This window comes from Microbacterium sp. SA39, from assembly GCF_000967865.1.
Lineage (GTDB): Bacteria > Actinomycetota > Actinomycetes > Actinomycetales > Microbacteriaceae > Microbacterium.
On record NZ_JXRU01000025.1, the window covers coordinates 23,592 to 47,169 of the forward strand.

Below are 23,578 nucleotides of genomic sequence, written 5' to 3' on the forward strand. Positions count from 1 at the left end.
GTCCTAGGCTGGAAAGGTGCGCGAACGCCTGAGTCCCCGACAGCTGCCTCGCTGGGTGGAGCCGTCGCGCGTGTTCCGGATGCTCGAGGCAGGGTCATCCGATGTGTTCTGGCTCGACGCGGGCGAGGCAGCGACGGAGGGATGGAGTTTTGTCGGTACGGGGGAGCCCTCGGACCTCCCCGATGACGTGCGACTGGACGTGGATGCTGCCGATGATCTGCTTCCGCCCTTCCTCGGCGGGTGGGTCGGGTGGCGTGATTATGAGAGCGGGGCGGCGGTCGCCGGCGCTCCCGTGGCGGCGAGCGGGGAGGGTGGCGGTGCCTCGTGGCTGCGGGTCACCCGCGCCGTCGCCTTCGATCACGCTGCGGGGCGCGCGTGGATGATGAGCGAGGATGGCGACGCCGAAACCTGGGCGGCCGTGATCGCCGCGGCATCCGATCCGGCATCCGCTTCCGATTCGGCATCCGCCGAGTATTCCGATGGGGACAACGCGATCGCCATCGCTCGGCACGATCCCGATGATTACGTCGCGCTCATCGAGCGCTGCCGAGAGCTGATCCGCGCGGGCATCGCCTATCAGCTGTGCCTCACGACGCGATTCACCGTGCCGGGTTCGCACGACGCCGTCTCCGTCTACGAGCGCCTGCGGAACGCGACGCCGGCGCATCACGGAGGATTCGTGCGCATCCGAGGGCGCTCACTGCTGAGTGCGAGTCCCGAGCAGTTCCTGCACGCCAGGGGAGGCGTCATCCGCTCCCGGCCCATCAAGGGCACGCGTCCGCGCAGCGCGGACCCGCAGACGGATGCCGCGCTCGCCGCGGAGCTCGCGGTGAACGTCAAGGAGCGGGCCGAGAACGTGATGATCGTCGACCTGATACGCAACGACCTGTCGCGCGTCTGTGTCCCCGGCTCGATCCGCGTGGACGGACTGTGGATCGTCGAGAGCTATCCCGCCGTGCACCAGCTCGTCAGCACCGTCAGCGGCACCGCGGCGGAGGGCACCACGGTCGGGCGTCTGCTCGAGGCGACGTTCCCGGCAGGGAGCATGACCGGTGCACCGAAGCTCTCCGCCATGACTCGTCTGCATGACCTGGAGGGCGCACCTCGCGGCGTGTACGCGGGATGCTTCGGGTACGTCGGGATCGATGGCGCGATCGACCTGGCGATGGTGATCCGCAGCATCGTGATCGACGCGGACCAGGCCGTGGTCGGCGCCGGAGGAGGCATCACCTGGGGGTCGGTGGCTGCCGCAGAGGTCGCCGAGGTCGCGACGAAGGCGCGGGCTCCGCTGGCCGCCCTGGGTGCGGAAATGCCCGCGCTCTGGCGTTCCGATATCCTGAACTGATCCCGTTTTTTCCTGCAGATTGGTCGTGCGTTCGTTGTCTGAGAACCTGTCCTTCGGTCCCGCCGACGAGGAGACCCCGTCGGCGCACGCCATTCAGAGCAAGTGGCAGAAGTACTGGGCCGAGAACGAGACCTTCCTCACCGGCGGCGACGAGGACACCCGTCCGCGTCGCTACGTGCTGGCGATGTTCCCCTATCCCTCCGGCGACCTGCACATGGGGCACGCGGAGAACTACCTGTACTCCGATATCGTGGCGCGCTTCTGGCGTCACCGTGGGCACAACGTGCTCAACCCGATCGGCTGGGACTCGTTCGGGCTGCCCGCCGAGAACGCGGCCATCCGCCAGGGTGCAGACCCTCGCGAGTGGACGTACGCGAACATCGCTCAGCAGAAGGCGGCGTTCCAGTCGTACGGCGTCTCGTTCGACTGGTCGCGGGTGCTGCACACCTCCGACCCCGAGTACTACCGCTGGAACCAGTGGCTGTTCCTGAAGCTGCACGAGCGCGGGCTGGCCTATCGCAAGAAGAGCGCGGTCAACTGGTGCCCGAACGACCAGACCGTGCTGGCGAACGAGCAGGTCGTCGACGGCCGGTGCGAGCGCTGCGGCTACGAGGTCGTGAAGAAGAAGCTGACCCAGTGGTACTTCAAGATCACGGACTACGCCGATCGGCTCCTCGACGATCTGAACCAGCTCGAGGGCTTCTGGCCGCACAAGGTGCTGCAGATGCAGCGCAACTGGATCGGCCGCTCCGTCGGCGCCGACGTCGACTTCGTGATCGAGGGTCGCGACGAGCCGGTGACGGTCTTCTCGACGCGCCCCGACACCCTGCACGGCGCGACGTTCTTCGTCGTCGCACCCGATTCCGACCTGGCTTCCGAGCTGGTGGCGGATGCTCCGGCGGAGGTGCAGGACCGGTTCCGCACGTACCTGGAGCAGGTGCAGAAGGAGACCGATATCGACCGGCAGTCCACGGACCGCCCGAAGACCGGTGTCTTCCTGGAGCGCTACGCGATCAACCCGGTCAACGGCGAGAAGCTGCCCGTCTGGGCCGCCGACTACGTGCTCGCCGACTACGGCCACGGCGCGGTCATGGCGGTTCCCGCGCACGACCAGCGCGACCTGGACTTCGCTCGTGCCTTCGATCTGCCGGTGAAGGTCGTCGTCGACACCACTGCACCGATCACGGGAGCGATGCAGGTCATCGAGGTCGACGACGAGGGCGTGCCGATCGACCCGGACGCGGCGCTCGACGAGCAGAACCCGTCATCCACCGGTATCGCGCTGACCGGCGAAGGCCGCATGATCAACTCCGGCCCGCTGAACGGGCTCTCCAAGCGCAATGCGATCGCCCGTGCGATCGAGCAGCTGGAGTCCACCGGCACCGGCCGCGCGGCGAAGAACTACCGCCTGCGCGACTGGCTGATCTCTCGCCAGCGGTTCTGGGGCACTCCGATCCCGATGCTGCACGCCGAGGACGGCCGGATCATCCCGGTACCCGAGGACCAGCTGCCCGTGAAGCTGCCGAGCGTCGAGGGACTGGATCTGAAGCCGAAGGGCTCGTCCCCGTTGGGCGCCGCCGAGAGCTGGGTGCAGACCGTCGATCCCGCCTCGGGCGACCCGGTACTCCGCGACCCCGACACGATGGACACGTTTGTCGACAGCTCGTGGTACTTCCTGCGGTTCCTCTCGCCGAACAGCGAAACCGTGGCGTTCGACCCCGCGCAGGCGGCTCGTTGGGCCCCGGTGGACTCGTACATCGGCGGTGTCGAGCACGCGATCCTGCACCTGCTGTACGCACGCTTCATCACGAAGGTGCTGTTCGACATGGGGCTGATCGACTTCACGGAGCCGTTCTCGAACCTGATCAACCAGGGCATGGTCCTGCTCGACGGCGCGAAGATGTCGAAGAGCAAGGGCAACCTCGTGCTGTTCGAGGAGGAGCTCGACGCGTACGGCGCCGACGCGCTGCGTGTCGGACTCGCGTTCGCGGGGCCCGTCGAAGACGACAAGGACTGGGCCGACGTGTCCACGACGGGGGCTCAGAAGTTCCTGGCGCGCGCCCTCCGCATCGCCGGCGAGGTCGACAGCCCGGTCGACGTGGTGTTCGCCAGTGGCGACGCGGCTCTGCGTCGGGCGACGCACAAGCTGCTGTCCGAGGCCCCTGCACTGGTCGAGCAGACCAAGTTCAACGTGCTCGTCGCCCGCCTGATGGAGCTCGTCAACATCACGCGCAAGACGATCGACGGCGCGGCCGGTGCCACCGATCCCGCTGTGCGCGAGGCCGCGGAGACCATCGCCGTGATGCTCGACCTCATCGCCCCGCACACCGCGGAGGAGATCTGGGAGATGCTCGGTCACGAGCCGTCCGTCGGTCTGGTGACCTGGCGCTCGGCCGATCCGGCACTGCTCGTCGAAGACACGGTCACCGCCGTCGTGCAGGTGGGCGGCAAGGTCCGCGCGCAGCTCGAGGTGTCGGCGCGGATCGGCGAGGTCGAGCTGGAGGCGCTGGCCCGGGCGGACGAGCGTGTCATCCGGTCGATCGGCGACCGCGAGATCGTGAAGGTCGTCGTCCGCGCCCCGAAGATCGTCAGCATCGTCGTCAAGGGCTGAGCGCACGACTCCTGCACCGGGGCCGATCCGTATGGATTGTCCCCGGCGCGCGGTTTCGGCATCCCAGGCGGGTTGCGCTCGCGCATAGCGTGGCGGGATGCCCACGGACCCGACTCCGCCTGCGCCGCCGCCTCCGCCGCGCCGTCGGCTGCGGCTGAGCATCGGCGCCGGAGTGGTGCTGGCGCTGGTGGTGCTGTCGGCCGCCGTCGGGCTCGGGCTCATGCGAGGCCAGGCAGAGCCGATGCAGTCGGTGCCGGTGGCGGATGCGGGCGAGACCGCGGGCCCGACCGGTGAACTCTACGTTCACGTGCTGGGTGCAGTGGAGCGACCGGGGCTGTACGTGCTCGATCTGGACGCCCGCCTGGTCGACGCCGTGGCGGCGGCCGGCGGGACGACGGCGGATGCCGACCTGTCGGCCGTCAATCTCGCACGCGTTCTCGCCGACGGCGAGCAGATCGTGGTGCCGATGCTCGGGGCGTCCCCTGACGCGCCGGGAGCCGCCGCGCCCGGCGACGATCGCATCGACCTGAACACGGCCGACCAAGCGGCCCTGGAGACACTCCCGCGCATCGGTCCGGCGCTGGCCGAGAGGATCATCGTCTGGCGGGAGGAGAACGGACGCTTCCAGTCCGTCGACGACCTGCTGGCGGTGCCGGGGATCGGCGAGAAGCTGCTCGAGGGGATCCGCGACGGGGCGCGAGTGTGAGGATCCGCGACGTGGGTACGGTGTTGCTATGACGTTGCGATCTCTCTCGTCGGCCGATCGGCCGCTGCTCCGGGAAGCGACGCTCGCCAATATGAACTGGAACGGATCGCGGTTCACCTTCGGCGACATCGACGCGGCCCACGAACTCTCCCACTACTTCACGAGCTTTCCCGCGGGCCGGGATTTCGGACTCGCCGACCAGGACGGGGATGTCGTCAAGGCCGTGGCCTGGCTGGTGTTCCTCCCCGCCGAGGAGCCGGGATACGGGTTCGTCGATGCGGAAACGCCTGAGCTGAGCATCACGACCTTCGCGGATCATCGAGGTCAGGGCATCGGAAGCCGTCTGCTCTCGGAACTGATCAGCCAGGCTCGAAGCCGTGGTCTCCACAGCATCAGTCTCAGCGTCGAGGACGGCAATGGCGCACGACGACTTTACGGGCGCGTCGGCTTCGAGGTCGTCGGGCGCAACGGAGGCTCAGACACCATGCTCCTCGCGTTGACCTGATGCTGCCTGGTTCGTGTGTCGACCTCTGCACGGGGCGCGATCCATCGAGGTTGTCCGCAGTCGCCGGGTCTGTGGCGTCCTGACATTCTCGCGCGCCCCTAGCGTAACGGGATGCCGCAGCCGGAGTCATCCATCGAGAAGGCCCGAACCGGCGTGCGGCGGCGGGATCTGCGTCTGCTCCCCTTGGCGGGCGGCGTGTGGGCCGCAGCGCTCCTGTGCGTGTTCGTCCCGGCCACGTCCTGGTGGGTGATGGGCGGTTGCGGGGTCGGCGTAGTGCTCACGGTCATCGTGACGGTTCGAGGCGCATCGCGATGGCGTCAAGGAGCCGGATTGGTCGTGCTCCTGCTCGCGGCGATGTCGGCGACCGCGGTCACGGCCTCTCTGGTGCACCCCGCGCGAGAGCGAGCTGCGGAATGGTCGGGGCGTGTGCTGGAGGTGGCCGCAGAGGTCACGTCGTCGGCGTCGGTCGGGCAGGACGGGCAGTTGTGGTTCGATGCGCAGACCACGAGCGTCGGCATCCGTGGCGAGCCGGCTTCCCTGTCGGTTCCCGTGCGGATCGGCGTCGAGCCGGGCGATGGCTTCGACCTCGGTGCCGGAATTCGGGTGGTGGGGCAAGCGATGGCGACAGATGCGGGGGAGCGATCGGCGCTGGTCGTCTTCGCGACCGAGGCGGAAGTCGTGGAGCCGGCCGGCGGCGTGTTCGGTGTCGCCGCCGGCGCTCGGCAGGCGTTCATCGACCGCTCCGTCCGACTCCCGGAACCCGGAGCCGGGCTGCTCCCGGGACTGGCCGTGGGCGATACGCGGGCCGTCACCGAGGAGCTGACCGCCGACATGCGCACGAGCGGTCTCAGCCACCTCACGGCGGTGTCCGGAGCGAACTGCGCGATCGTCGTGGGTGCCGTCTTCTGGTTGACGGCGCTCTGCGGCGGAGGACGGATGCTGCGCGTCGCGCTGGCCGCGATCGCGTTGTCCGGGTTCGTCGTGCTCGTGACCCCGGAGCCGAGCGTGATCCGAGCATCGGTGATGGCGGGAGTCGCGATGCTCGCGGTGATGCTGGGGCGCCCGAGCGCGGGTGCGGGGATGCTCGCGCTGTGCGCGGTGATGATCCTGCTCGTCGACCCATGGTTGGCGGCGACGCCGGGCTTCGCCCTCTCGGTGGTCGCGTCCGGAGCGCTGATCCTGCTGGCACCGCCGTTGAGCAGAGGGTTGACGCGCTGGATGCCGGCGCCCGTCGCTTTGGCTGTCGCCGTGCCGCTCGCGGCCCAACTCGCGTGCGGTCCGATCATCGCCCTGTTCGCCGATCAGCAGTCGCTCATCGGTATCGCGGCGAACCTGATCGCGGCGCCGGCGGCACCCGTGGCGACGGTGATCGGGTTGCTGGCCTGTCTGGCCGCGCCCGTTCCGCCGCTCGCAGACCTGCTCACGGCCTCCGCCTGGCTCCCGGCCGCATGGATCGCGACGACGGCGTCCACGACCGCGCGACTGCCGGTCGCGGAACTGCCGGTCCCTGCGGGGATCGGCAGCTCGTTGCTCGTGCTCGGTGTCAGCGGCTCACTGGCCGTGGCGCTGGTCGGGACGCGCGTGGCGCCCGGCATCCGCACCGCCCGCCTCGCCCGGCTGATGCGAGGGAGCGCGGCCAGCGTGCTGATCGTTGTCGTCTCGCTCGCCGCTGCTCGCCTGGTGCTGACCGGGCCGCTCGCCACAGCGACCGTGCCGGACGGGTGGGCGATAGCCGCGTGCGATGTGGGCCAGGGAGACGCCCTGCTCGTGCGGTCGGGGGAGGAGGTGGCCCTGATCGACGCGGGACCGGATCCGGAGCTTCTCGGCGCATGCTTGACGTCGCTCGGCATCACACACGTCGATCTGCTCGTGTTCTCGCACTTCGACCTCGATCATGTGGGCGGCGCCGAGGCCGTGTATGGCAAGGTGGACGCCGTGCTGCACGGCCCCATCGCCGATGCCGCTGATCAGCGGCTGCTCGACGGTCTCGCGGCACGAGGCGCGAAGCTGACACAGACGTTCGCGGGTCAGCGCGGAGTCCTCGGATCCACCGACTGGCGTGTGCTGTGGCCGCTGAGGGATTCGGCGGTGTTCCCGGCCGGCAACGACGCGAGCGTGGTCATGGAGTTCCGCGGCGGGGCAGTGCCGCGGTCGATGTTTCTCGGGGACCTCTCGGCCGAGGCGCAGCGGATGCTGCAGCGGAGCGCGCACCTCGACAAGTACTCCGTGGTCAAAGTCGCTCACCACGGCAGTGCCGACCAGGATCCGGGTCTCTACGAGGCCGCCGATCCCGCGGCAGCGATCTTCACCGCGGGGACAGGCAACGACTATGGCCATCCGCGCGCGGACGCACTCGACCTGTTGACCGCGACGGGCTCGCTCAACCTGCGCACCGACACGCAGGGGCGCGTTCTGCTGGGTCTTCGCGACGACGAGCTGCAGGTCTGGACGGAGAAAGCTCCATGAATCTCGCGTCTTATACAATTGGCTATATAGAGGAGGCTGCGATGACCGTCACATCCATCGACATCGATCAGAACGAGCTGCGGCAGGCCAAGCAGCTCGCCGGCACGAAATCTAATCGCGAGACCGTCGATCTCGCTCTGCGCACGCTGATCGCCGTGCGTCGCCAGCCTGCAGCGGTGGAGCGAATCATCGCCCGACGGTTCGAGCCCGATCAGATCGACGCTTCCACCGACGTTCCGCTGACGCGCGGGCGCCTGTGACCACTTATCTGGTCGACAACAGTGTCTGGCAGAAAGCGGGTACGCACCCGTCGATCGCCCAGCGGCTGAGGGAGATCTCACCACGCGATCTGATCATCACCTGCCCTCCGCAGGTGCTCGAGTACTGCCACTCCGCGCGCTCGCCCGAGGAGTACCGAGAACTCCGAGAGGACATGAGCGAGCTTCTTCCCGCGTGGGAGCATCCCGACGGGCAGGTTGCGCTCGATATCCAGCAGGCGCTCTGGGAGAGCGGGCGGGTGGGGTCTGCAGCCGCGTTCGACTGCCTCATCGCCGCATACGCCGTCGCGAATGACGCCGTCATCCTGAATTCGGATCAGGACTTCGGTCACATCGAGCAGGCCACGGGCGGTGCCGTCCGACAGGAGTACGTCCCCGCCTGACCGCCGCGTCGCGCGCTGGTCATAGGAGGTCGCGCCGTGACCCGCGGATCGGCTGTCCGAGGCCCCCGGTAGGCTGGATCCATGGCAGCTTCGCGTCCTCCCTCCCGTGGCGGCGCCAAGGCCGGCAAGATCCCACAGGTGTCGTGGCGCGAGCCGCATCCGGCACCGCTCGTCCTCGTCTCCGGTCCCGAAGAGATCTGCGCCGAGCGCGCGATCGCGGGGGTACGCGATTATCTCCGCGCCGAGGACCCTTCGCTCGAGGTCAGCGACGTCCGCGCCGACGACTACGAACCCGGCACTCTCCTGTCGCTCACCTCTCCCTCGCTGTTCGGCGAGCCCCGCCTCGTCCGCGTGTCCGGTGTCGAGAAGTGCACCGACGCGTTCATCCAGGAAGCGGTGTCGTACCTCGACCACCCGCAGGAGGGCGCGACCGTCGTCCTGCGGCACACCGGTGCAAGCGTCCGAGGCAAGAAGCTTCTCGACGCGCTTCGCGCCGGTACCGGCGGCGGCATCGAGATAGCCGTTCCCGCCATCAAGCGCGACAGCGACCGTGTCGATTTCGCGGCGGGCGAGTTCCGCTCGGCGAAGAAGCGCATCGCGCCGCCCGCGCTGCGAGCCCTTGTGTCCGCCTTCGCCGATGATCTCACCGAACTGGCAGCGGCGTGCCAGCAGCTGATCGGCGACGTCGAGGGTGACATCAGCGAAGACGTCGTCACCCGGTACTACGGTGGGCGCGTCGAGGTCTCCGCATTCGTGGTCGCCGACACCGCCATCGCCGGTCGGTACGGAGAGGCGCTGATCGCTCTGCGCCATGCGCTGTCCTCCGGCGCAGACCCGGTGCCGATGGTCGCGGCCTTCGCGATGAAGCTCCGCACCATGGCCCGTGTGGCGGGCAACCGCGAGCCCAGCCGGCAGCTCGCGCAGCGCCTCGGTATGAAGGACTGGCAGGTCGACCGGGCGCGCCGCGATCTCGCGGGTTGGAACGAGCGATCCCTCGGCATGGCGATCCAGGCCACCGCCCGAGCCGACGCCGAGGTCAAGGGTGCCGCGCGCGACCCGATCTTCGCTCTCGAGCGCATGGTCACCGTCATCGCGACACGGGAGCCCTTCGGCGCCTAGGCCCACGGCGCGCACGCGTCCACCTCAGAGAGACGGCAAAGAAAAAGCCCGCCTCATCGAGGCGGGCTGTTTCAGAGACTGACGCTCAGAGAGCGGAAACCTGCTTGGCGAGAGCCGACTTGCGGTTCGCGGCCTGGTTCTTGTGCAGAACGCCCTTGCTGACGGCCTTGTCGAGCTTGACGGAGGCCTTCTTCAGAGTGGCCTCTGCAGCGGTCTTGTCGCCGCCGGCGACAGCCGTCTTGGTCGCGCGGATGAGCGTCTTGAGCTCGCTCTTCACGGCCTTGTTGCGCTCGTTCGCCTTGATGTTGGTCTTGTTGCGCTTGATCTGCGACTTGATGTTTGCCACGTGTGGACGCTTTCTGTACAGGAGTGATGGGAATGCCGGCAGCAGAAGAGGGCTGCTGCACAGCGGTCGTGAGGGCATAACCCACACGCAAGCCAAGAGTCGAGTCTACCAGCAGTCGACCTGATCCCGCGAAACGGCCACAGGAAACGACACGAAGGCGCGGATCCGGTCGATCGGGGTGCAGAATCAACCGTATCCGGACGATGACGGCGAAGGGCGATACCCGATGAGCTCCACGACACGAGCCGGCGCCCGCTGGATGACGATCTTCACCCTCGCGTGGCTCGCGATCTGGACCGTGCAGCTCACACCGGTGCAGCTCCTCCTGCCGCTCCAGCTCGACACCCCCGAGGATGACTGGATCCGTGGAGTGGTCTCCTCGGGGCTTGTACTCGGCATCGGAGGGCTCGCCGGCATCGTCGCAGGACCTCTCGCCGGAGCCCTCTCCGATCGGGCTGCACCGGGGCGCCACCGCCGGCGACCCTGGGCGCTCGGCGGTGTCTGGCTCACGGCCGTCTGCCTCGTGCTCACCGGGTTCGCGAGCGGTCCCTGGATGGTCGGTGCGGCGTGGGTCGGTGTCTCGATCGGCGTCGCCGTCTCTTCTGCGGCATTCACGGCGCTGATCGCCGACCAGCTGCCGACCACTCAAAGGGGCGCTGCGGCTGCTGCCGTCGGATCGAGCCAGGCCGTCGGCATCGTGGTCGGCGTCGGCCTGGTCGTGCTCCTCGGCCTCGACATCCGCGCCGGCTATCTCCTGCTTGCCGCGATCATCGCCGTGATCGGAACCGCTGCGGCACTTATCCTGCCGGATCCGCCGGATTCGGCGGCGACGCGCCCGAAGAGGAGGGGACGGAAGACGCTGGCGACGCTCCGCGATCGCGACTTCGCGTGGATGCTGTCCGGTCGCCTCGTGACGAACATCGGCAATGCCCTCGGCACCGCGTTGTTCCTGTTCTTCCTGCTGCACGGTCTGGGCCAGCCGAGCGCCATGGCGCAGGACAACCTGCTGCTGCTCATCGTCGTCTACACGGTGTTCGTGGTGATCGCTTCCGTCGTCACGGGCATCGTGTCCGACCGCACCGGCAAGCGGCGCACGCTCGCGGTGGCCGCGACCGTGGTGCAGGCGGCATCCGGCGTCGCGATAGCGCTCGTGCCGACCTTCGAGATGACGATGGTGGCGGCCGCGCTGATGGGACTCGGATACGGCGCCTTCTCGACCGTGGGCCTCGCCTTCGCAGCGGATCTGCTGCCCGACGAGCAGGACCACGCGCGAGACCTCGGCATCGTCAATGTCACGGCCGCACTCGGGCAACTGATCGGCCCGGTGCTGGGAGCAGGCCTCGTGGCCCTCGTCGGCGGCTTCTGGCTCGTGTTCGTCGCGGCGGCCGTGCTCTCGCTCGCCGGCGGGGTGCTCACCGCCTGCGCACGTGAGCCTGCACGGTCATGACTCTTCCGGCTGCTCGATCGAGGCGTTGTGGTCGATCGACGCGATCGCGAGTTGCAGCACGGCGTTGAAGACGCGCGGGCGCATCGCCGTCACGAGGTGGGTCGTCCGCGGTACGACGATGAGCTCCGCGTGGGGCGCCAGACGCTGGAACAGACGCTCGTTCGCCCGCAGCTGGTCGTACTGCCCGTTCACGAACCACAGCGGGATCGCGATCCGCTCCACGGCGGTGGCGATGTCGAGGGTGGCGAGGCTCCGCAGCGCGGCATCCTGCGTGTCCAGGGCATATCCGCCGGCGGCGAAGTCGGACCGCGTCTCGGCAGGAATGGTCGCCGCCAGCATCCGGCGGGTGATCCACATTCCGCGGTCCGGCAGCGAGTCGACGGCTCGGAAGAGCAGGCGATAGGCAGAGAGTCCGGCGCCACGGGGGAGCGAAGTGCATGCCGCCGCGATGAGACCGGCGACCGGCGGCGTCTGCGCGCCCCCGGCATAGGTCAGCGACAGCAGCCCGCCCATCGAATGACCGACGAGCAGCACCGGCCCTTTCTCCGCCGCCGCACGTACCGCCTCGTCGATCGTGTGCAGCGCCTCGTGCAGGGTGAAGTCCTCCTGCATGCGAGAGCCGTGCCCTGGAAGGTCGACCGCGGTGTACGAGTACCCGTGTTCATCGAGATAGGCGAGCTGAGAGCGCCACATCGTCGCCGACGTGCGGATGCCGTGGACGAAGACGATCTGAACGCTCACGGGTTCAGCATAAGGAAAGCGGGGCCGGTGGATGAACCACCGACCCCGCTCAGACACCATGTGTCAGGGAATTACTTCTCCCAGCCGAGGTTCTCGACGGGGGTGACTCCGAAGAGGTCGAGACCCACGTAGGGCTCCGGGGTCAGGTTCGCGAGACCCTCCTGAGCCACGTACACCGACGGACCGTTGTAGAGCGGGATGACGCCCCAGGTCTCCTCGATGATCTTCGGCTCGAGCTTCATCGCAGCCTCGGTCCAGCTCGCCGCATCCTTCTGCGTCTCGACCTCGTCAGCGATCTGCTTGTCGATGTCGGCCGTGCCGGTGGCGGAGAGGTTCAGACCGCTGTCCGAGCAGTAGATCTGGCACATCCACGCCGGTCCGAACGGGTCGGAGTCGGTGAAGCGGAGGCCGAAGATGTCCCAGTTCTTCGACGTGAAGTCGTCGGAGAAGTCAGCCGACGCGCGGACCTCGATCTGCACGTCGATGCCGATCTCCTTCTGCTGAGCCTGCAGCGACTTCGCGAGTGCCTCCTGCACGGGGCTGTTGCTGAAGATCGGGTAGATGACGGTGAACTTCACGCCGTCCTTCTCGCGGATGCCATCGTCACCCTCGACCCAGCCGGCGTCGTCGAGGAGCTTCTTGGCGCCGTCGACGTCGTACTCGAGACCGGCTTCGCCGAACGCGTCGGACCACCCGTCCTGGAAGGAATACATGTTCAGGGAGCCGGCTGCTTCTTCCTCGTAGCCGAGACCGTTCCATGCGATCTGCTTCTGCTGATCGATGTTGATTCCCATGAAGAACGCCTTGCGCACCTCGAGGTCTTCGAACTGCGGCTTGTCGCCATCGACCATGAGGACCGTCTTGGCGGTCTGCTGGGCGCGACGGACGACTGCGCCGTCGACATCCTCGACCTGCGCGAGACGCTCTTGGCTGCCTGCCTCGACCTGGTCGATCTCGCCGTTCTTGAAGGCGTTGATCGCCGCGTCGTCTTCCAGCGCCGTGAACGTCACCTTGTCGAGGAGCGGAGCGTTGCCCCACCACTCGGGGTTCGGCTTGAACGAGACGAAGCCCGCGTTGGCGTCGAACTCGTCGACGGTGTAAGGACCTGCACCCCACTCGGCGTTGAGGTTGCCGATGTAGGCGTTGTTGAACGTCTCGACGTCGGCGTGCTTCGGGTTGAGAACACCACCGGTGAGGAACGCCATCGACGGCCAGGCGTAGACGCCGTCGAAGGTCACCACGGCGGTCTTGGGGGAGTCGCCCTCTTCGACGGAGGTGACCTGCTTGTATCCGTCGGTCGCGTTCGGGTTGTACCCCTCCTCATAGGAACGGTTCGCCTTCCACGTGGCGTCGATGGCCGTCCAGTCCATGTCAGTGCCGTCGTTGAAGTGCGCTTCGTCCGTGAAGGTGAAGGTCAGCGTCGTGTTGCCGTCTTCCTCACCGATCTCGTAAACGTCGAGGTACGCGTCGTTCTTCGTGACCTCGCCCTCGGGCGTGACGAGGAGGAGCTGCGGCATGTAGTAGTACCACAGGCGCGACGTGTCGGCGCTGGCGTCGCTGTTGAAGGCGTTCAGCTGCTCGGGGACCTCGTTGATCTCGAAGTTGACCTCGCCGCCCTCCTTCAGGTTCTCGCGGGGCTGCGGGTTGTAGTCCGCCGCCTTGGTCTCGACGGGCTCGCCGCCGCCGTTGTCCCCGCCGCCGGTGTTCCCGGAGCCACTCGCGCAACCCGCGAGGGCGAGTGCGAGGGCGCCGCTGATCGCGATGGCCCCCAACAACTTCTTGTTCTTCATGGTGCTCCTTCCGCCTTTCGGCGATTCATAAAGGGAAGAATAGTTCGACTGCTTCGGAACCACAGCGGGCGACAGTGAATACCGCCTAACCGTTATCGGACGGTGACCCACGCTCCGTGACATCCGATTCCACGTGCGCTCACGCGAGCACCGGACGGGTGGTCATCGTCTCGGCGTCGAACACCACGCGCTGGCGCGTGCGCTCGATATCGGGGTCGGGGACCGGGATCGCCGAGAGCAGAGCCTTCGTGTACGGATGCTGCGGGTTCTCGAAGACGTCGTCGACGTCGCCGTGCTCCACGAAGTCACCGAGGTACATGACCGCCACGCGGTCGGCGATGTGCCGCACGACGGACAGGTCGTGGGCGACGAACAGGTACGACAGCCCGAGCTTCGCCTTCAGCTCGTCGAGGAGGTTGATCACGCCCGCCTGGATCGACACGTCGAGCGCCGACACCGGCTCGTCCAGCACCACGATCTTGGGGTTGGTCGACAGGGCGCGGGCGATGCCGATGCGCTGCCTCTGGCCACCCGAGAACGCCTGCGGGAAGCGGTCGCTGTGCGCGGGGTTCAGACCGACGAGGTCCATCAGCTCGTCGACCCGGCGATGCGCCTCATCCTTCGGCGTACCGATCGCGAACAGCGGCTCCGAGATGATGTCGGCGACCGTCATCCGAGGATCGAGCGCTCCCATCGGGTCCTGGAAGACGATCTGGATGTCGCGACGCAGCTCACGCTCGACCTTGTGGCTGTGGATGTCGTTGACGCTCGTGCCGGCGATGACGATGTCACCGTCGGTCTGCTTGACCATGTCCATGATCTGCAGGAGCGTCGTCGTCTTGCCGCTGCCCGACTCGCCGACGATCGCCATCGTCTCGCCCTCGCGCACGTCGAAGCTGACGCCCTTGATCGCGTGGACCTCGCCGACCTTGCGCTTCAGGAACGCGCCCTTGAGAAGCGGGAACGTCTTGGTGAGGTTCTTGACCTCGAGAGTGATGGGGCGCTCCTCCCGGGGGAGCTTCGCCAGCGGGCTCTCCGGCACAGCGCGCACGGGATAGACGGGGACGCCGCCGAGCAGGCCGCCGTCCTCGATCTCGTCGGCGCGGATGCACGCGGCACGGTGCAGGTCGCCGGAGCCGGTCGCGACCGGAAGGAGCTCCGGCTCTTTCGTGCGGCACGCGTCCATCACGATGGGGCAGCGGTCGGCGAACGGGCAGGCGTCCGGCAGGTTGATGAGCAGCGGCGGGTTTCCCTTGATCGGTGTGAGAGGTTCCTTCTCCGCCTTGTCGACGCGTGGGATCGCGCCGAGCAGGCCGATCGAGTACGGCATCCGCGTCTTGTGGAACAGCTCGTGCACGGGGGCCTGCTCGACGGGCTTGCCCGCGTACATCACCATCACGTCGTCCGCGGTGCGGGCGACGACACCCATGTCATGGGTGATCATCATGACCGCGGCGCCCGTCTCCTGCTGCGCTTTCTCGATCAGGTCGAGGATCTGCGCCTGGATCGTGACGTCGAGCGCGGTGGTCGGCTCGTCGCAGATGATGAGCTTGGGGTTGTTCGCCATGGCGATGGCGATCACGACGCGCTGGCGCATGCCGCCGGAGAACTCGTGCGGGAACGACTTCATCCGTCGTTCCGGCTCCGAGATGCCGACGAGGTTCAGCAGCTCGATCGAGCGGTTCCAGGCGTCCTTCTTCGACAGGCTCCGATGCACGGTGAGTGCCTCGATGAGCTGATCGCCGACGGTGAACACCGGCGTGAGGGACGTCAGCGGGTCCTGGAACACCATCGACATACCGTTGCCACGGATCACGGAGAGCTGCTTGTCGCTCATGCCGAGAAGCTCTCTGCCCTCGTACATGATCGACCCGGTGACCTTGGCGTTCTCGTCGAGCAGCCCCATGATCGCGAGCGACGTGACGGACTTGCCCGATCCGGACTCGCCGACGATGCCGAGGGTCTTGCCGGCCTCGAGATCGAAGGAGACACCGCGGACCGCGTCGACACGCCCCGCCTCTGAGGCGAAGCTGACGGCGAGGTCGCGGACGGAGAGTACGTTGCTCATGCTCGGCCTCCAGCCGCAGACGTGGGATCGAGGGCATCGCGCAGGCCGTCGGCGACGAGCGCCATCGACACGGTGAGAAGGGTGAGTGCGGCGGCGGGGAAGTAGAACAGCCAGGGCGAAGTGATCAGCGAACTCGACCCCGCGCCGATCAGCGCGCCGAGGGAGACATCGGGGATCTTCACGCCGAACCCGAGGAACGACAGGCCGGTCTCGGCCACGACCGCGCTGACGACGCCCAGGGTGAAGTTGATCACCAGCAGCGAGCCGATGTTCGGCAGCAGGTGCCGCAGCACGATGCGGAACCCGCGCACGCCCATGTAGCGGGCGGCGCTCACGTACTCGCGCTCGCGCAGCGACAGCGCAAGGGTCCAGATGACGCGAGCGGGGAAGTACCAGCCGATCACGAAGATCATGATGAAGGCGATGACTCGCCAGTCGCCGCCGGACTTGTTCGAGATCATCGCCAGGATGAGGAACGACGGGATCACCATCATGAAGTGGATGACGAGCAGGGCGATCCGCTCGGTCCATCCGCCGAAGTAGGCCGCCGCGGTTCCGACGAGGGCCGAGACGATGGTCACGCCGACCGAGACGGTCACCGCGATCATCAGCGAGCGCTGCAGACCGACGGCCACCTGCGCGAACAGGTCGTTGCCGGCGTTGTTCGTGCCGAACCAGTGCTCGGCCGACGGTCCGGTGCTGAGGGCGAGGAAGTCGAGCTCGACGTGGTCGTAGCGCGCGATGAGCGGTCCGATGATCGCGAAGAGCACGAGCAGGGCGAAGATGATGAGACCGGCGACTGCGCCCTTGTTGCGTGCGTAGCGTCGTGAATACAGCGTCCACTTCGACAGCCGTCGGGTCGCGACGCGCGTCGTCTCCGGGCCCGGGGCGACGGACGGCGCCTCGACAGTGGGGTCGATCATTTCGGAGGTCATGTCAACTCACTCTCACTCGAGGATCGAGCACCACGACGGCGACATCGGCGAGGATGGCGCCGATCGCGGTCAGGACGGCGCCGAAGGCCGCGACCGCGACCGTGCCATGGATGTCGTTCTTGTTGATCGTCTCGATGAAGTACTTGCCCATGCCGTTCCAGGCGAAGATCGTCTCGGTGAGGACGGCACCGGTGAAGATGGCCGGGATCGTGAAGGCCACCTGCGTCGCGACGGGGATCAGCGAGGTGCGCAGCGCGTGCTTGCGAATCGCCTGCTGCTTCGTCAGCCCCTTGGCGCGGGCGGTGCGCACGTAGTCGGCGCTGATGTTGTCCAGGAGGAGCGAGCGCTGCAGGAAGTGGATGCCGGCGTAGCCGACGATCACGAGCGCGATCGTCGGCAACGTCAGGTGTTGCAGCACGTCTATGAGAACGGGGAAGAACCCTTCGACCCCGCGACTCGCGTTGCCCGTCACGTAGAAGATGCGCACGCCGGTCGCGTCGTTCAGGCCGATGGCCAGGAGCACGATCGCGAAAGCCGCCACGACGATCGGGATGTTCATCGTGATGATGCTCGTCGCCTGGCCGATGCGGTCGGCGAGCTTGTACTGGCGGGAGGCCGTGTACACGCCGAGGGCGATGCCGAGAATGGTCGTGAGGATGGTCGCGCCGAGGACGAGCTCCGCGCTGACCCACATCCGGTATGCGACCTGCTCGTTGACCGACCCGCCGGTGGGGCTGACTCCCCAGTCCCACCGGAGAAGGATGCCGGTGAGCCAGGTCCACCACCTCTCGATGAGCGGGACCGTGTCACTGAGGTTGCGCGGCTCCAGCGTGTTGACGATCTGCTCTTCGGTGAGCGGAGGACGTCGACCCACGTAGTTGCTGCGCGGATCGAGGAACCCCCACGCGAGGAAATACGTGATGTTGGTCGCGACCACGATCATGAGCAGCCAGCCGAGTGCACGGCGCACGAGATACTTGATCAAGGTGATGATTCTTTCTCTTCTACAGAGGTGCGCGGGATCTGCCGACGCAACGCTGAGCCGGGTAGACATTCAAGCATCATCCACCGCTTTGCGCGACGCGACATCCTCCACGGGGTCTGTGACGGAGTCCTATCGCCCACGGGATCCGGTGTCACGGACTGCTCCCGGGCAACTTCGCGAGACTATCACCGGTATACCGGTATTGGGCACTTGACGAACTCGGGGGACCGGCCGGATCGGTGATCCTGTACCGGTCACCGTAGAATCGACGGGACATGTCCCCACGCGCTCTCACACCTCTTCAGCCTGCCGCGACGCCGCCTGCGCAGATCCGCAACTTCTGCATCATCGCGCACATCGATCACGGCAAGTCGACCCTCGCCGACCGCATGCTCCAGATCACGGGCGTGGTGTCCGACCGCGACATGCGCGCCCAGTACCTGGACCGCATGGACATCGAGCGCGAGCGCGGCATCACGATCAAGAGCCAGGCGGTGCGGATGCCGTGGCAGATCGAGGGCGAGACCTTCGCGCTCAACATGATCGACACACCGGGGCACGTCGACTTCACCTATGAGGTGTCCCGCTCACTCGCGGCATGCGAGGGCGCCATCCTCCTCGTCGACGCGGCTCAGGGCATCGAGGCCCAGACGCTCGCGAACCTGTACCTGGCACTCGAGAACGACCTGCACATCATTCCGGTGCTGAACAAGATCGACCTGCCGGCCGCCGACCCGGAGAAGTACGCCAAGGAACTGGCGTCACTCATCGGCGGCAAGCCGGAAGACGTGCTGCGCGTCTCCGGCAAGACCGGAGTCGGTGTCGAGGAGCTGCTCGATCGCCTGGTGAAGGAGATCCCGGCGCCGACCGGTGACGCCGATGCCCCGGCCCGCGCGATGATCTTCGACTCCGTGTACGACGCGTACCGCGGGGTCGTCACCTACGTGCGCATGATCGACGGCAGCTTCGCGCCCCGCGAGCGGATCCAGATGATGTCGACCGGTGCCACCCACGAAGCGCTGGAGGTCGGCGTCTCGAGCCCGGAGCCCACCCCTTCCAAGGGCTTGGGCGTCGGCGAGGTCGGCTACCTCATCACGGGAGTGAAGGACGTGCGTCTGTCGAAGGTCGGTGACACGGTCACGACCGCGCGCCGGCCCTCGACGCAGGCGCTTCCCGGATACACCGACCCGAAGCCCATGGTGTTCTCCGGCATCTACCCGATCGACGGCAGCGACTACGGCGATCTCCGCGAGGCGCTCGACAAGCTCAAGCTCTCGGATGCCTCGCTCGCCTACGAGCCGGAGACCTCCGTCGCGCTCGGCTTCGGATTCCGCTGCGGATTCCTCGGACTCCTGCACCTCGAGATCATCACCGAGCGCCTCGAGCGCGAGTTCGGTCTCGACCTCATCACCACCGCCCCCAGCGTGATCTACGAGGTGCTCACCTCGGACACGGGGGAGACCGTCACGGTCACCAACCCGAGCGAGTACCCGGACGGGCGCATCGGTTCCGTGTCCGAGCCGATGGTGAAGGCGGCGATCCTGCTGCCGAAGGACTACGTCGGCACCGTCATGGAGCTCTGCCAGACACGCCGAGGAACGCTTCTGGGCATGGAGTACTTCTCCGAGGAGCGTGTCGAGCTGCGCTACAACATGCCGCTCGGCGAGATCGTCTTCGACTTCTTCGACCAGCTGAAGTCGAAGACCCAGGGCTACGCCTCGCTCGACTATGAGCCCTCCGGCCAGCAGGAGGCCGATCTCGTGAAGGTCGACATCCTCCTCCAGGGCGAGAAGGTCGACGCGTTCAGCTCGATCGTGCACCGCGACAAGGCATACGCCTACGGAACGATGATGGCCGAGCGTCTGCGCAAGCTCATCCCGCGTCAGCAGTTCGAGGTGCCGATCCAGGCGGCGATCGGCGCGCGCATCATCGCCCGCGAGACCATCCGCGCGATCCGCAAGGACGTGCTCGCCAAGTGCTACGGCGGTGACATCACCCGCAAGCGCAAGCTCCTCGAGAAGCAGAAGGAGGGCAAGAAGCGCATGAAGATGGTCGGCCGCGTCGAGGTCCCCCAGGAGGCGTTCATCGCTGCGCTCTCCGGCGACGTCGACGTCAAGGACAAGAAGTAGCGGTGCCGCGTCCGGCATACGAGCGGGGAATGACTCGTCGTCCGCTCGACGCCGTACCGAAAGGGATGCGCGCTTCGGAGCACTCAGCGGTCGTGAGCGCAGAGTCGATCGCCGCGGTCGCGTCGCTCGTCCGGACGTGGGAGTTCAAACGCCGCGCCGGGTTCGAGGTGCCTGCGGGGGAGCCGCTGCCGGGTCGCGAGGGCGTGCTCGCGAAGCGCATCCTCGGCATCCGCTTCGCCGAGCCGATCAGAGTCGTGTGGGCCGACGATCACGGATTCGGCTACGAGACGAGGCCGGGGCATCCGATCTACGGCGAGGAGTCGTTCCAGATCGACGCGCGGGGCGTCTTCACCGCGCGATCCGTGTCGCGTCCTTCGAACGTCTTCTGGATGCTGATGTCCCCGGCGCTCCGGATCCTGCAGGGCCGCACTCACGCGAAGTACGTCCGCATAGTCCAGGCCGCCGCCGCGGCGGTCGCCGGCTGACAGCTGCGCGACGAGCGGCAAGGTTGAATGCACTTCGCAAGGCCGGATTCGTGGGTTCCCTCCTTCGCGGGTGCATTCTGCCTTCACAGTGTCCGGCGCGGTGACCCGCGACGCGCCCGGGATGTGACGGCGTGCGGCGCGGGGGGTGATCACCCAGGCAACCCGAAGTAGGCTGGAACTCATGCGGCGCGGGACTTTCCGAGACGACACGGTGGACTATGCGGCCGTGGGTGCGACCCATGCCCCGGACCTGATGCAGTATCCGCCGGAGCGGAGCATCCCGGCCGAGGAATCGTGGCGGATCGGCAGTGGTGCGGAACGCTTCCAGACGGCCGGCGAGGCGCTGCTCTCGTGGACCGCGCAGCGCGCGGCAGGTCTCTCCGTCGACGATCTGCGCCCGGCACCCGGACCGGCCTACGCCGGCGTGAGCTTCGATGCCGAGGGCAACCCGATCGCTCCCAGCAAGCGCGATGTCGAACCCCGCTACGACGCCGAGGGCACGCCCTTCGTCGGCGCCGGCATGACCCTGCACCTCAAGGGACGCATCGGCGGCATGCGCGCCGACTCCGAACTCCGCGTCATCTCGGTGACCGAGGAGACGCGCCGCATCGGCTTTGTCCTGGGTACCGTCGGCGGCTCCGTGGTCAGCGGCGAGGAGTCGTTCGACGTCGAGTGGCGCGAGGACAACGACGAGGTGTGGTTCACGGTGCGCGCCTTCGACGCTCCGAACTCCCTCCTCTATCGCACGATTCCGGCGCTGGTGAAGCGGCGGCGGCGCGAACTGTTCGCCCGCTACCTGCGCGCGATCTCGCCGCTGTACGCGACGCCGGTCTGATGACGAGAGACCACTGATGGCGGGACCACTCCCGCTCGGCGATCCGGCGCCCTCCGACGGCAGGCTGCCCGACGATCTCTCGGTCGATCTCGCCCTGCCCTTCTCGGCCTATCTGCACGTGCCGTTCTGCCGAGTCCGCTGCGGGTACTGCGACTTCAACACCTACACGTCGAGCGAACTCCGCGGTGCGAAGCAGGAGGACTACGCCTCGACCCTGATCGGCGAGATCGGCCTGGCCCGGCGCGTGCTCGGCGATGCGGGCGCGCTGCGCCCGATGGACACCGTGTTCTTCGGCGGCGGAACGCCCACCCTTCTTCCTGCCGGAGATCTGGCGCGGATGCTGGACGCCGCGGCATCCGCCTTCGGTCTGGTCGACGGCGCCGAGGTGACCGTCGAGGCCAATCCCGACACGGTGACACCCGACGTCGCCCGCACGCTCGCGGCATCCGGCGTGACGCGGCTCTCGATCGGCATGCAGTCCGCGGTGCCGCACGTCCTCGCCACGCTCGACCGCACGCACCAGCCGGAGAACGTGCTCACGGCCGTCGCTGCCGCGAAGGATGCCGGGCTCGCCGTCAGCGTCGATCTGATCTACGGCGCGCCGGGGGAGTCGCTCGGCGACTGGGAGGCATCGCTCGACGCGGCGCTCGCACTGGAGTCCGACCACATCTCGGCGTACGCGCTCATCATCGAGGACGGGACGAAGCTCGCGCGGCAGATCCGTCGCGGAGAGGTGCCGACGCCGGACGACGACCTGCAGGCCGACATGTACGAGCTCGCCGACGCTCGTCTCGCGGCCGCCGGGTTCGAGTGGTACGAGGTGAGCAACTGGTCGCGCGCGACCGGGGGATCCAGCGCCGAGCGCAACAGGTCGCGGCACAACCTCGCCTACTGGCGGGGGAGCGACTGGTGGGGCTTCGGTCCCGGCGCGCACAGCCATGTCGCCGGACTCCGTTGGTGGAACGTCAAGCATCCGGCGGCGTACGCGCAACGCCTGGCGGCATCCGAATCTCCGGCCGCGGGCACCGAACGTCCGGACGCCGAGTCGCGGCTGCTGGAGCGGATCTTCCTGCTGAGCCGCATCCGCGAAGGGATCGCGATCGGGGAGCTTCCGTCAGCCAACCGCACGCGCGTCGCGGGCCTCATCGCCGACGGACTCGTCGATTCGGTCGCCGCCGTGAAGGGGCGCATCCAGCTGACCTTGCGCGGCCGACTCCTCGCCGACGCAGTGGTGCGAGAACTGACCGACTGAACCGGCTCGCGCACAAGGAGGGCCGCCTTCGGGGCTTACCCGGCTGCGCGAGGTAGGATTGGCACTCGGAACACCAGAGTGCCAGCGAGCGTCCGACTGTCAGCGGAAGGGGAAGGCGATGGTCTCAGAGCGAGGACTCCAGGTTCTCCGCGCGATCGTGCAGGACTACGTCGAGACCCACGAGCCCGTCGGCAGCCGCTCCATCGTGGATCGGTATTCCTTCGGTGTCTCCGCCGCGACCATCCGCAACGACATGGCGCTGCTGGAGGACGAGGAGCTGATCACGGCTCCGCACACCTCTTCCGGCCGCGTTCCCACCGACAAGGGCTACCGCGTCTTCGTCGACCATCTCGCCCAGCTGCGGCCCCTCAGCGTCGCACAGCGCACCGCCATCGAATCGTTCCTCACCGCACCCACGGATCTCGACGACCTGATGGTCCGCACGGTCCGCGTGCTCACGCAGCTCACGGGTCAAGTCGCGCTGGCGCAGTATCCGTCGTTCGCCCGTGCTCACATCACGCACCTCGAACTGGTGGCGCTCACCCCGAACCGCATGCTCATCGTGCTCGTCACCGACGCGGGCGGCGTCTCGCAACGGCTCACCCCCCTGCCCGTCGATGTCGACGAGTCCGACACGGCGCTACTCCGCGCGCGGCTGTCGGCACTGATCACCGGCCAGGCGGTGAGCGATGCGGCCGAGCGGCTGCAGAACCTCGTCGCCGCGGAGGATCACACCACGGATGCGGCGCTGCGTACGATCGCGGCCGTCGTCGTGGAGGAGCTCGGGGAGTTCCGGCAGGAGCGGCTGGTCATGGCCGGAGCTGCGACCCTTGCGCGGCGCGAGCAGGACTTCCGCGGGAGCATCCATCCCATCCTCGAGGCGATCGAGGAACAGGTCACACTTCTGCGGCTGATGGGCGAGATGGTGACCGACGAGCACGGTCTCGGAGCCAGCATCGGCACCGAGAACGAGCCCTTCGGCCTCGGCGAGGCATCGATCGTCGCGAGCAATTACGCCGCTCCCAGCGGGATGGCACGAGTCGGCGTGATGGGGCCGACGCGCATGGACTATCCGAGCAACCTCGCAGCAGCACGGGCGGTCGCCCGCTACCTGTCGCGCATGCTCGACGAAGACGAGACCGCTCGCTGAGG

At 67.6% G+C, this 23,578-nt stretch carries 20 protein-coding genes; 14 read left to right on the forward strand and 6 right to left on the reverse strand.

Annotated elements, in window-relative coordinates; all coding sequences use genetic code 11:
• Window positions 1–16: 16 nt before the first annotated feature.
• The 8 genes from RS85_RS02865 (at window position 17) to holA (ending at window position 9,413) form a co-directional block, all read left to right on the forward strand.
• Window positions 17–1,345 (forward strand): anthranilate synthase component I family protein, encoded by a 1,329-nt coding sequence (locus tag RS85_RS02865; protein ID WP_052703324.1) that lies wholly within the window; start codon window positions 17–19, stop codon window positions 1,343–1,345.
• Window positions 1,346–1,379: 34 nt separating this feature from the next.
• A complete protein-coding gene (gene leuS / locus RS85_RS02870; protein ID WP_046011994.1) occupies window positions 1,380–3,956 on the forward strand; it encodes a leucine--tRNA ligase in 2,577 nt (858 codons plus the stop codon).
• Between the two features lie 97 nt (window positions 3,957–4,053).
• Entirely contained in the window at window positions 4,054–4,662 is a 609-nt protein-coding gene (locus tag RS85_RS02875; protein ID WP_046011922.1) for a ComEA family DNA-binding protein, read from the forward strand.
• A gap of 28 nt (window positions 4,663–4,690) precedes the next feature.
• Complete coding sequence (locus RS85_RS02880) at window positions 4,691–5,167, forward strand: GNAT family N-acetyltransferase (protein ID WP_046011923.1); 477 nt, start codon at window positions 4,691–4,693, stop codon at window positions 5,165–5,167.
• Window positions 5,168–5,278: 111 nt separating this feature from the next.
• Window positions 5,279–7,633, forward strand: a complete 2,355-nt coding sequence (locus RS85_RS02885) for a ComEC/Rec2 family competence protein (protein ID WP_046011924.1) — start codon at window positions 5,279–5,281, stop codon at window positions 7,631–7,633.
• A gap of 41 nt (window positions 7,634–7,674) precedes the next feature.
• The gene (locus RS85_RS02890) at window positions 7,675–7,893 is read left to right on the forward strand and encodes a type II toxin-antitoxin system VapB family antitoxin (protein WP_046011925.1); all 219 of its coding nucleotides are present in this window, start codon (window positions 7,675–7,677) and stop codon (window positions 7,891–7,893) included.
• Window positions 7,890–8,294: a PIN domain-containing protein gene (locus RS85_RS02895; protein ID WP_046011926.1), complete on the forward strand. Its 405-nt coding sequence runs from the start codon at window positions 7,890–7,892 to the stop codon at window positions 8,292–8,294. Before RS85_RS02890 ends, RS85_RS02895 begins: the two co-directional genes overlap by 4 nt.
• An 81-nt stretch (window positions 8,295–8,375) precedes the next feature.
• Window positions 8,376–9,413, forward strand: a complete 1,038-nt coding sequence (holA, locus tag RS85_RS02900; protein ID WP_046011927.1) for a DNA polymerase III subunit delta — start codon at window positions 8,376–8,378, stop codon at window positions 9,411–9,413.
• An 85-nt stretch (window positions 9,414–9,498) separates the two neighbouring features.
• Here holA and rpsT read toward each other — a convergent pair whose 3' ends face one another.
• Complete coding sequence (gene rpsT, locus RS85_RS02905; RefSeq protein WP_046011928.1) at window positions 9,499–9,759, reverse strand: 30S ribosomal protein S20; 261 nt, start codon at window positions 9,757–9,759, stop codon at window positions 9,499–9,501.
• Between the two features lie 226 nt (window positions 9,760–9,985).
• Between rpsT and RS85_RS02910 the strand changes: the two genes are divergently transcribed.
• On the forward strand, window positions 9,986–11,206 hold the full coding sequence (locus tag RS85_RS02910) for an MFS transporter (RefSeq protein WP_046011995.1): 1,221 nt from the start codon (window positions 9,986–9,988) through the stop codon (window positions 11,204–11,206).
• Here the strand turns inward: RS85_RS02910 and RS85_RS02915 are convergent.
• From RS85_RS02915 to RS85_RS02935, 5 genes are all read right to left on the reverse strand, one after another.
• Window positions 11,201–11,947 carry an alpha/beta fold hydrolase gene (locus RS85_RS02915; protein WP_046011929.1) on the reverse strand — a complete coding sequence of 249 codons (747 nt, stop codon included), beginning with the start codon at window positions 11,945–11,947 and terminating at the stop codon, window positions 11,201–11,203. The two genes, RS85_RS02910 and RS85_RS02915, sit on opposite strands and share 6 nt — an antisense overlap.
• A gap of 71 nt (window positions 11,948–12,018) precedes the next feature.
• Window positions 12,019–13,737 (reverse strand): ABC transporter family substrate-binding protein, encoded by a 1,719-nt coding sequence (locus tag RS85_RS02920; RefSeq protein WP_046011930.1) that lies wholly within the window; start codon window positions 13,735–13,737, stop codon window positions 12,019–12,021.
• 139 nt (window positions 13,738–13,876) lie between these two features.
• Window positions 13,877–15,805 carry an ABC transporter ATP-binding protein gene (locus tag RS85_RS02925; protein ID WP_046011931.1) on the reverse strand — a complete coding sequence of 643 codons (1,929 nt, stop codon included), beginning with the start codon at window positions 15,803–15,805 and terminating at the stop codon, window positions 13,877–13,879.
• Entirely contained in the window at window positions 15,802–16,740 is a 939-nt protein-coding gene (locus RS85_RS02930; RefSeq protein WP_052703327.1) for an ABC transporter permease, read from the reverse strand. Before RS85_RS02930 ends, RS85_RS02925 begins: the two co-directional genes overlap by 4 nt.
• A 1-nt stretch (window position 16,741) precedes the next feature.
• Entirely contained in the window at window positions 16,742–17,725 is a 984-nt protein-coding gene (locus tag RS85_RS02935) for an ABC transporter permease (protein WP_046011932.1), read from the reverse strand.
• A gap of 275 nt (window positions 17,726–18,000) precedes the next feature.
• Here RS85_RS02935 and lepA point away from each other — a divergent pair, with 275 nt between their 5' ends.
• From lepA to hrcA, 5 genes are all read left to right on the forward strand, one after another.
• Window positions 18,001–19,854 (forward strand): translation elongation factor 4, encoded by a 1,854-nt coding sequence (lepA, locus tag RS85_RS02940; protein ID WP_046011933.1) that lies wholly within the window; start codon window positions 18,001–18,003, stop codon window positions 19,852–19,854.
• A gap of 29 nt (window positions 19,855–19,883) precedes the next feature.
• On the forward strand, window positions 19,884–20,339 hold the full coding sequence (locus tag RS85_RS18895) for a DUF1990 family protein (RefSeq protein WP_052703329.1): 456 nt from the start codon (window positions 19,884–19,886) through the stop codon (window positions 20,337–20,339).
• A gap of 181 nt (window positions 20,340–20,520) precedes the next feature.
• Complete coding sequence (locus tag RS85_RS02950; RefSeq protein WP_046011934.1) at window positions 20,521–21,174, forward strand: DUF1990 family protein; 654 nt, start codon at window positions 20,521–20,523, stop codon at window positions 21,172–21,174.
• Window positions 21,175–21,190: 16 nt separating this feature from the next.
• Window positions 21,191–22,426, forward strand: a complete 1,236-nt coding sequence (gene hemW, locus RS85_RS02955) for a radical SAM family heme chaperone HemW (RefSeq protein WP_046011935.1) — start codon at window positions 21,191–21,193, stop codon at window positions 22,424–22,426.
• Between the two features lie 118 nt (window positions 22,427–22,544).
• Window positions 22,545–23,576: a heat-inducible transcriptional repressor HrcA gene (hrcA, locus tag RS85_RS02960; protein WP_046011936.1), complete on the forward strand. Its 1,032-nt coding sequence runs from the start codon at window positions 22,545–22,547 to the stop codon at window positions 23,574–23,576.
• Window positions 23,577–23,578 lie beyond the last annotated feature (2 nt).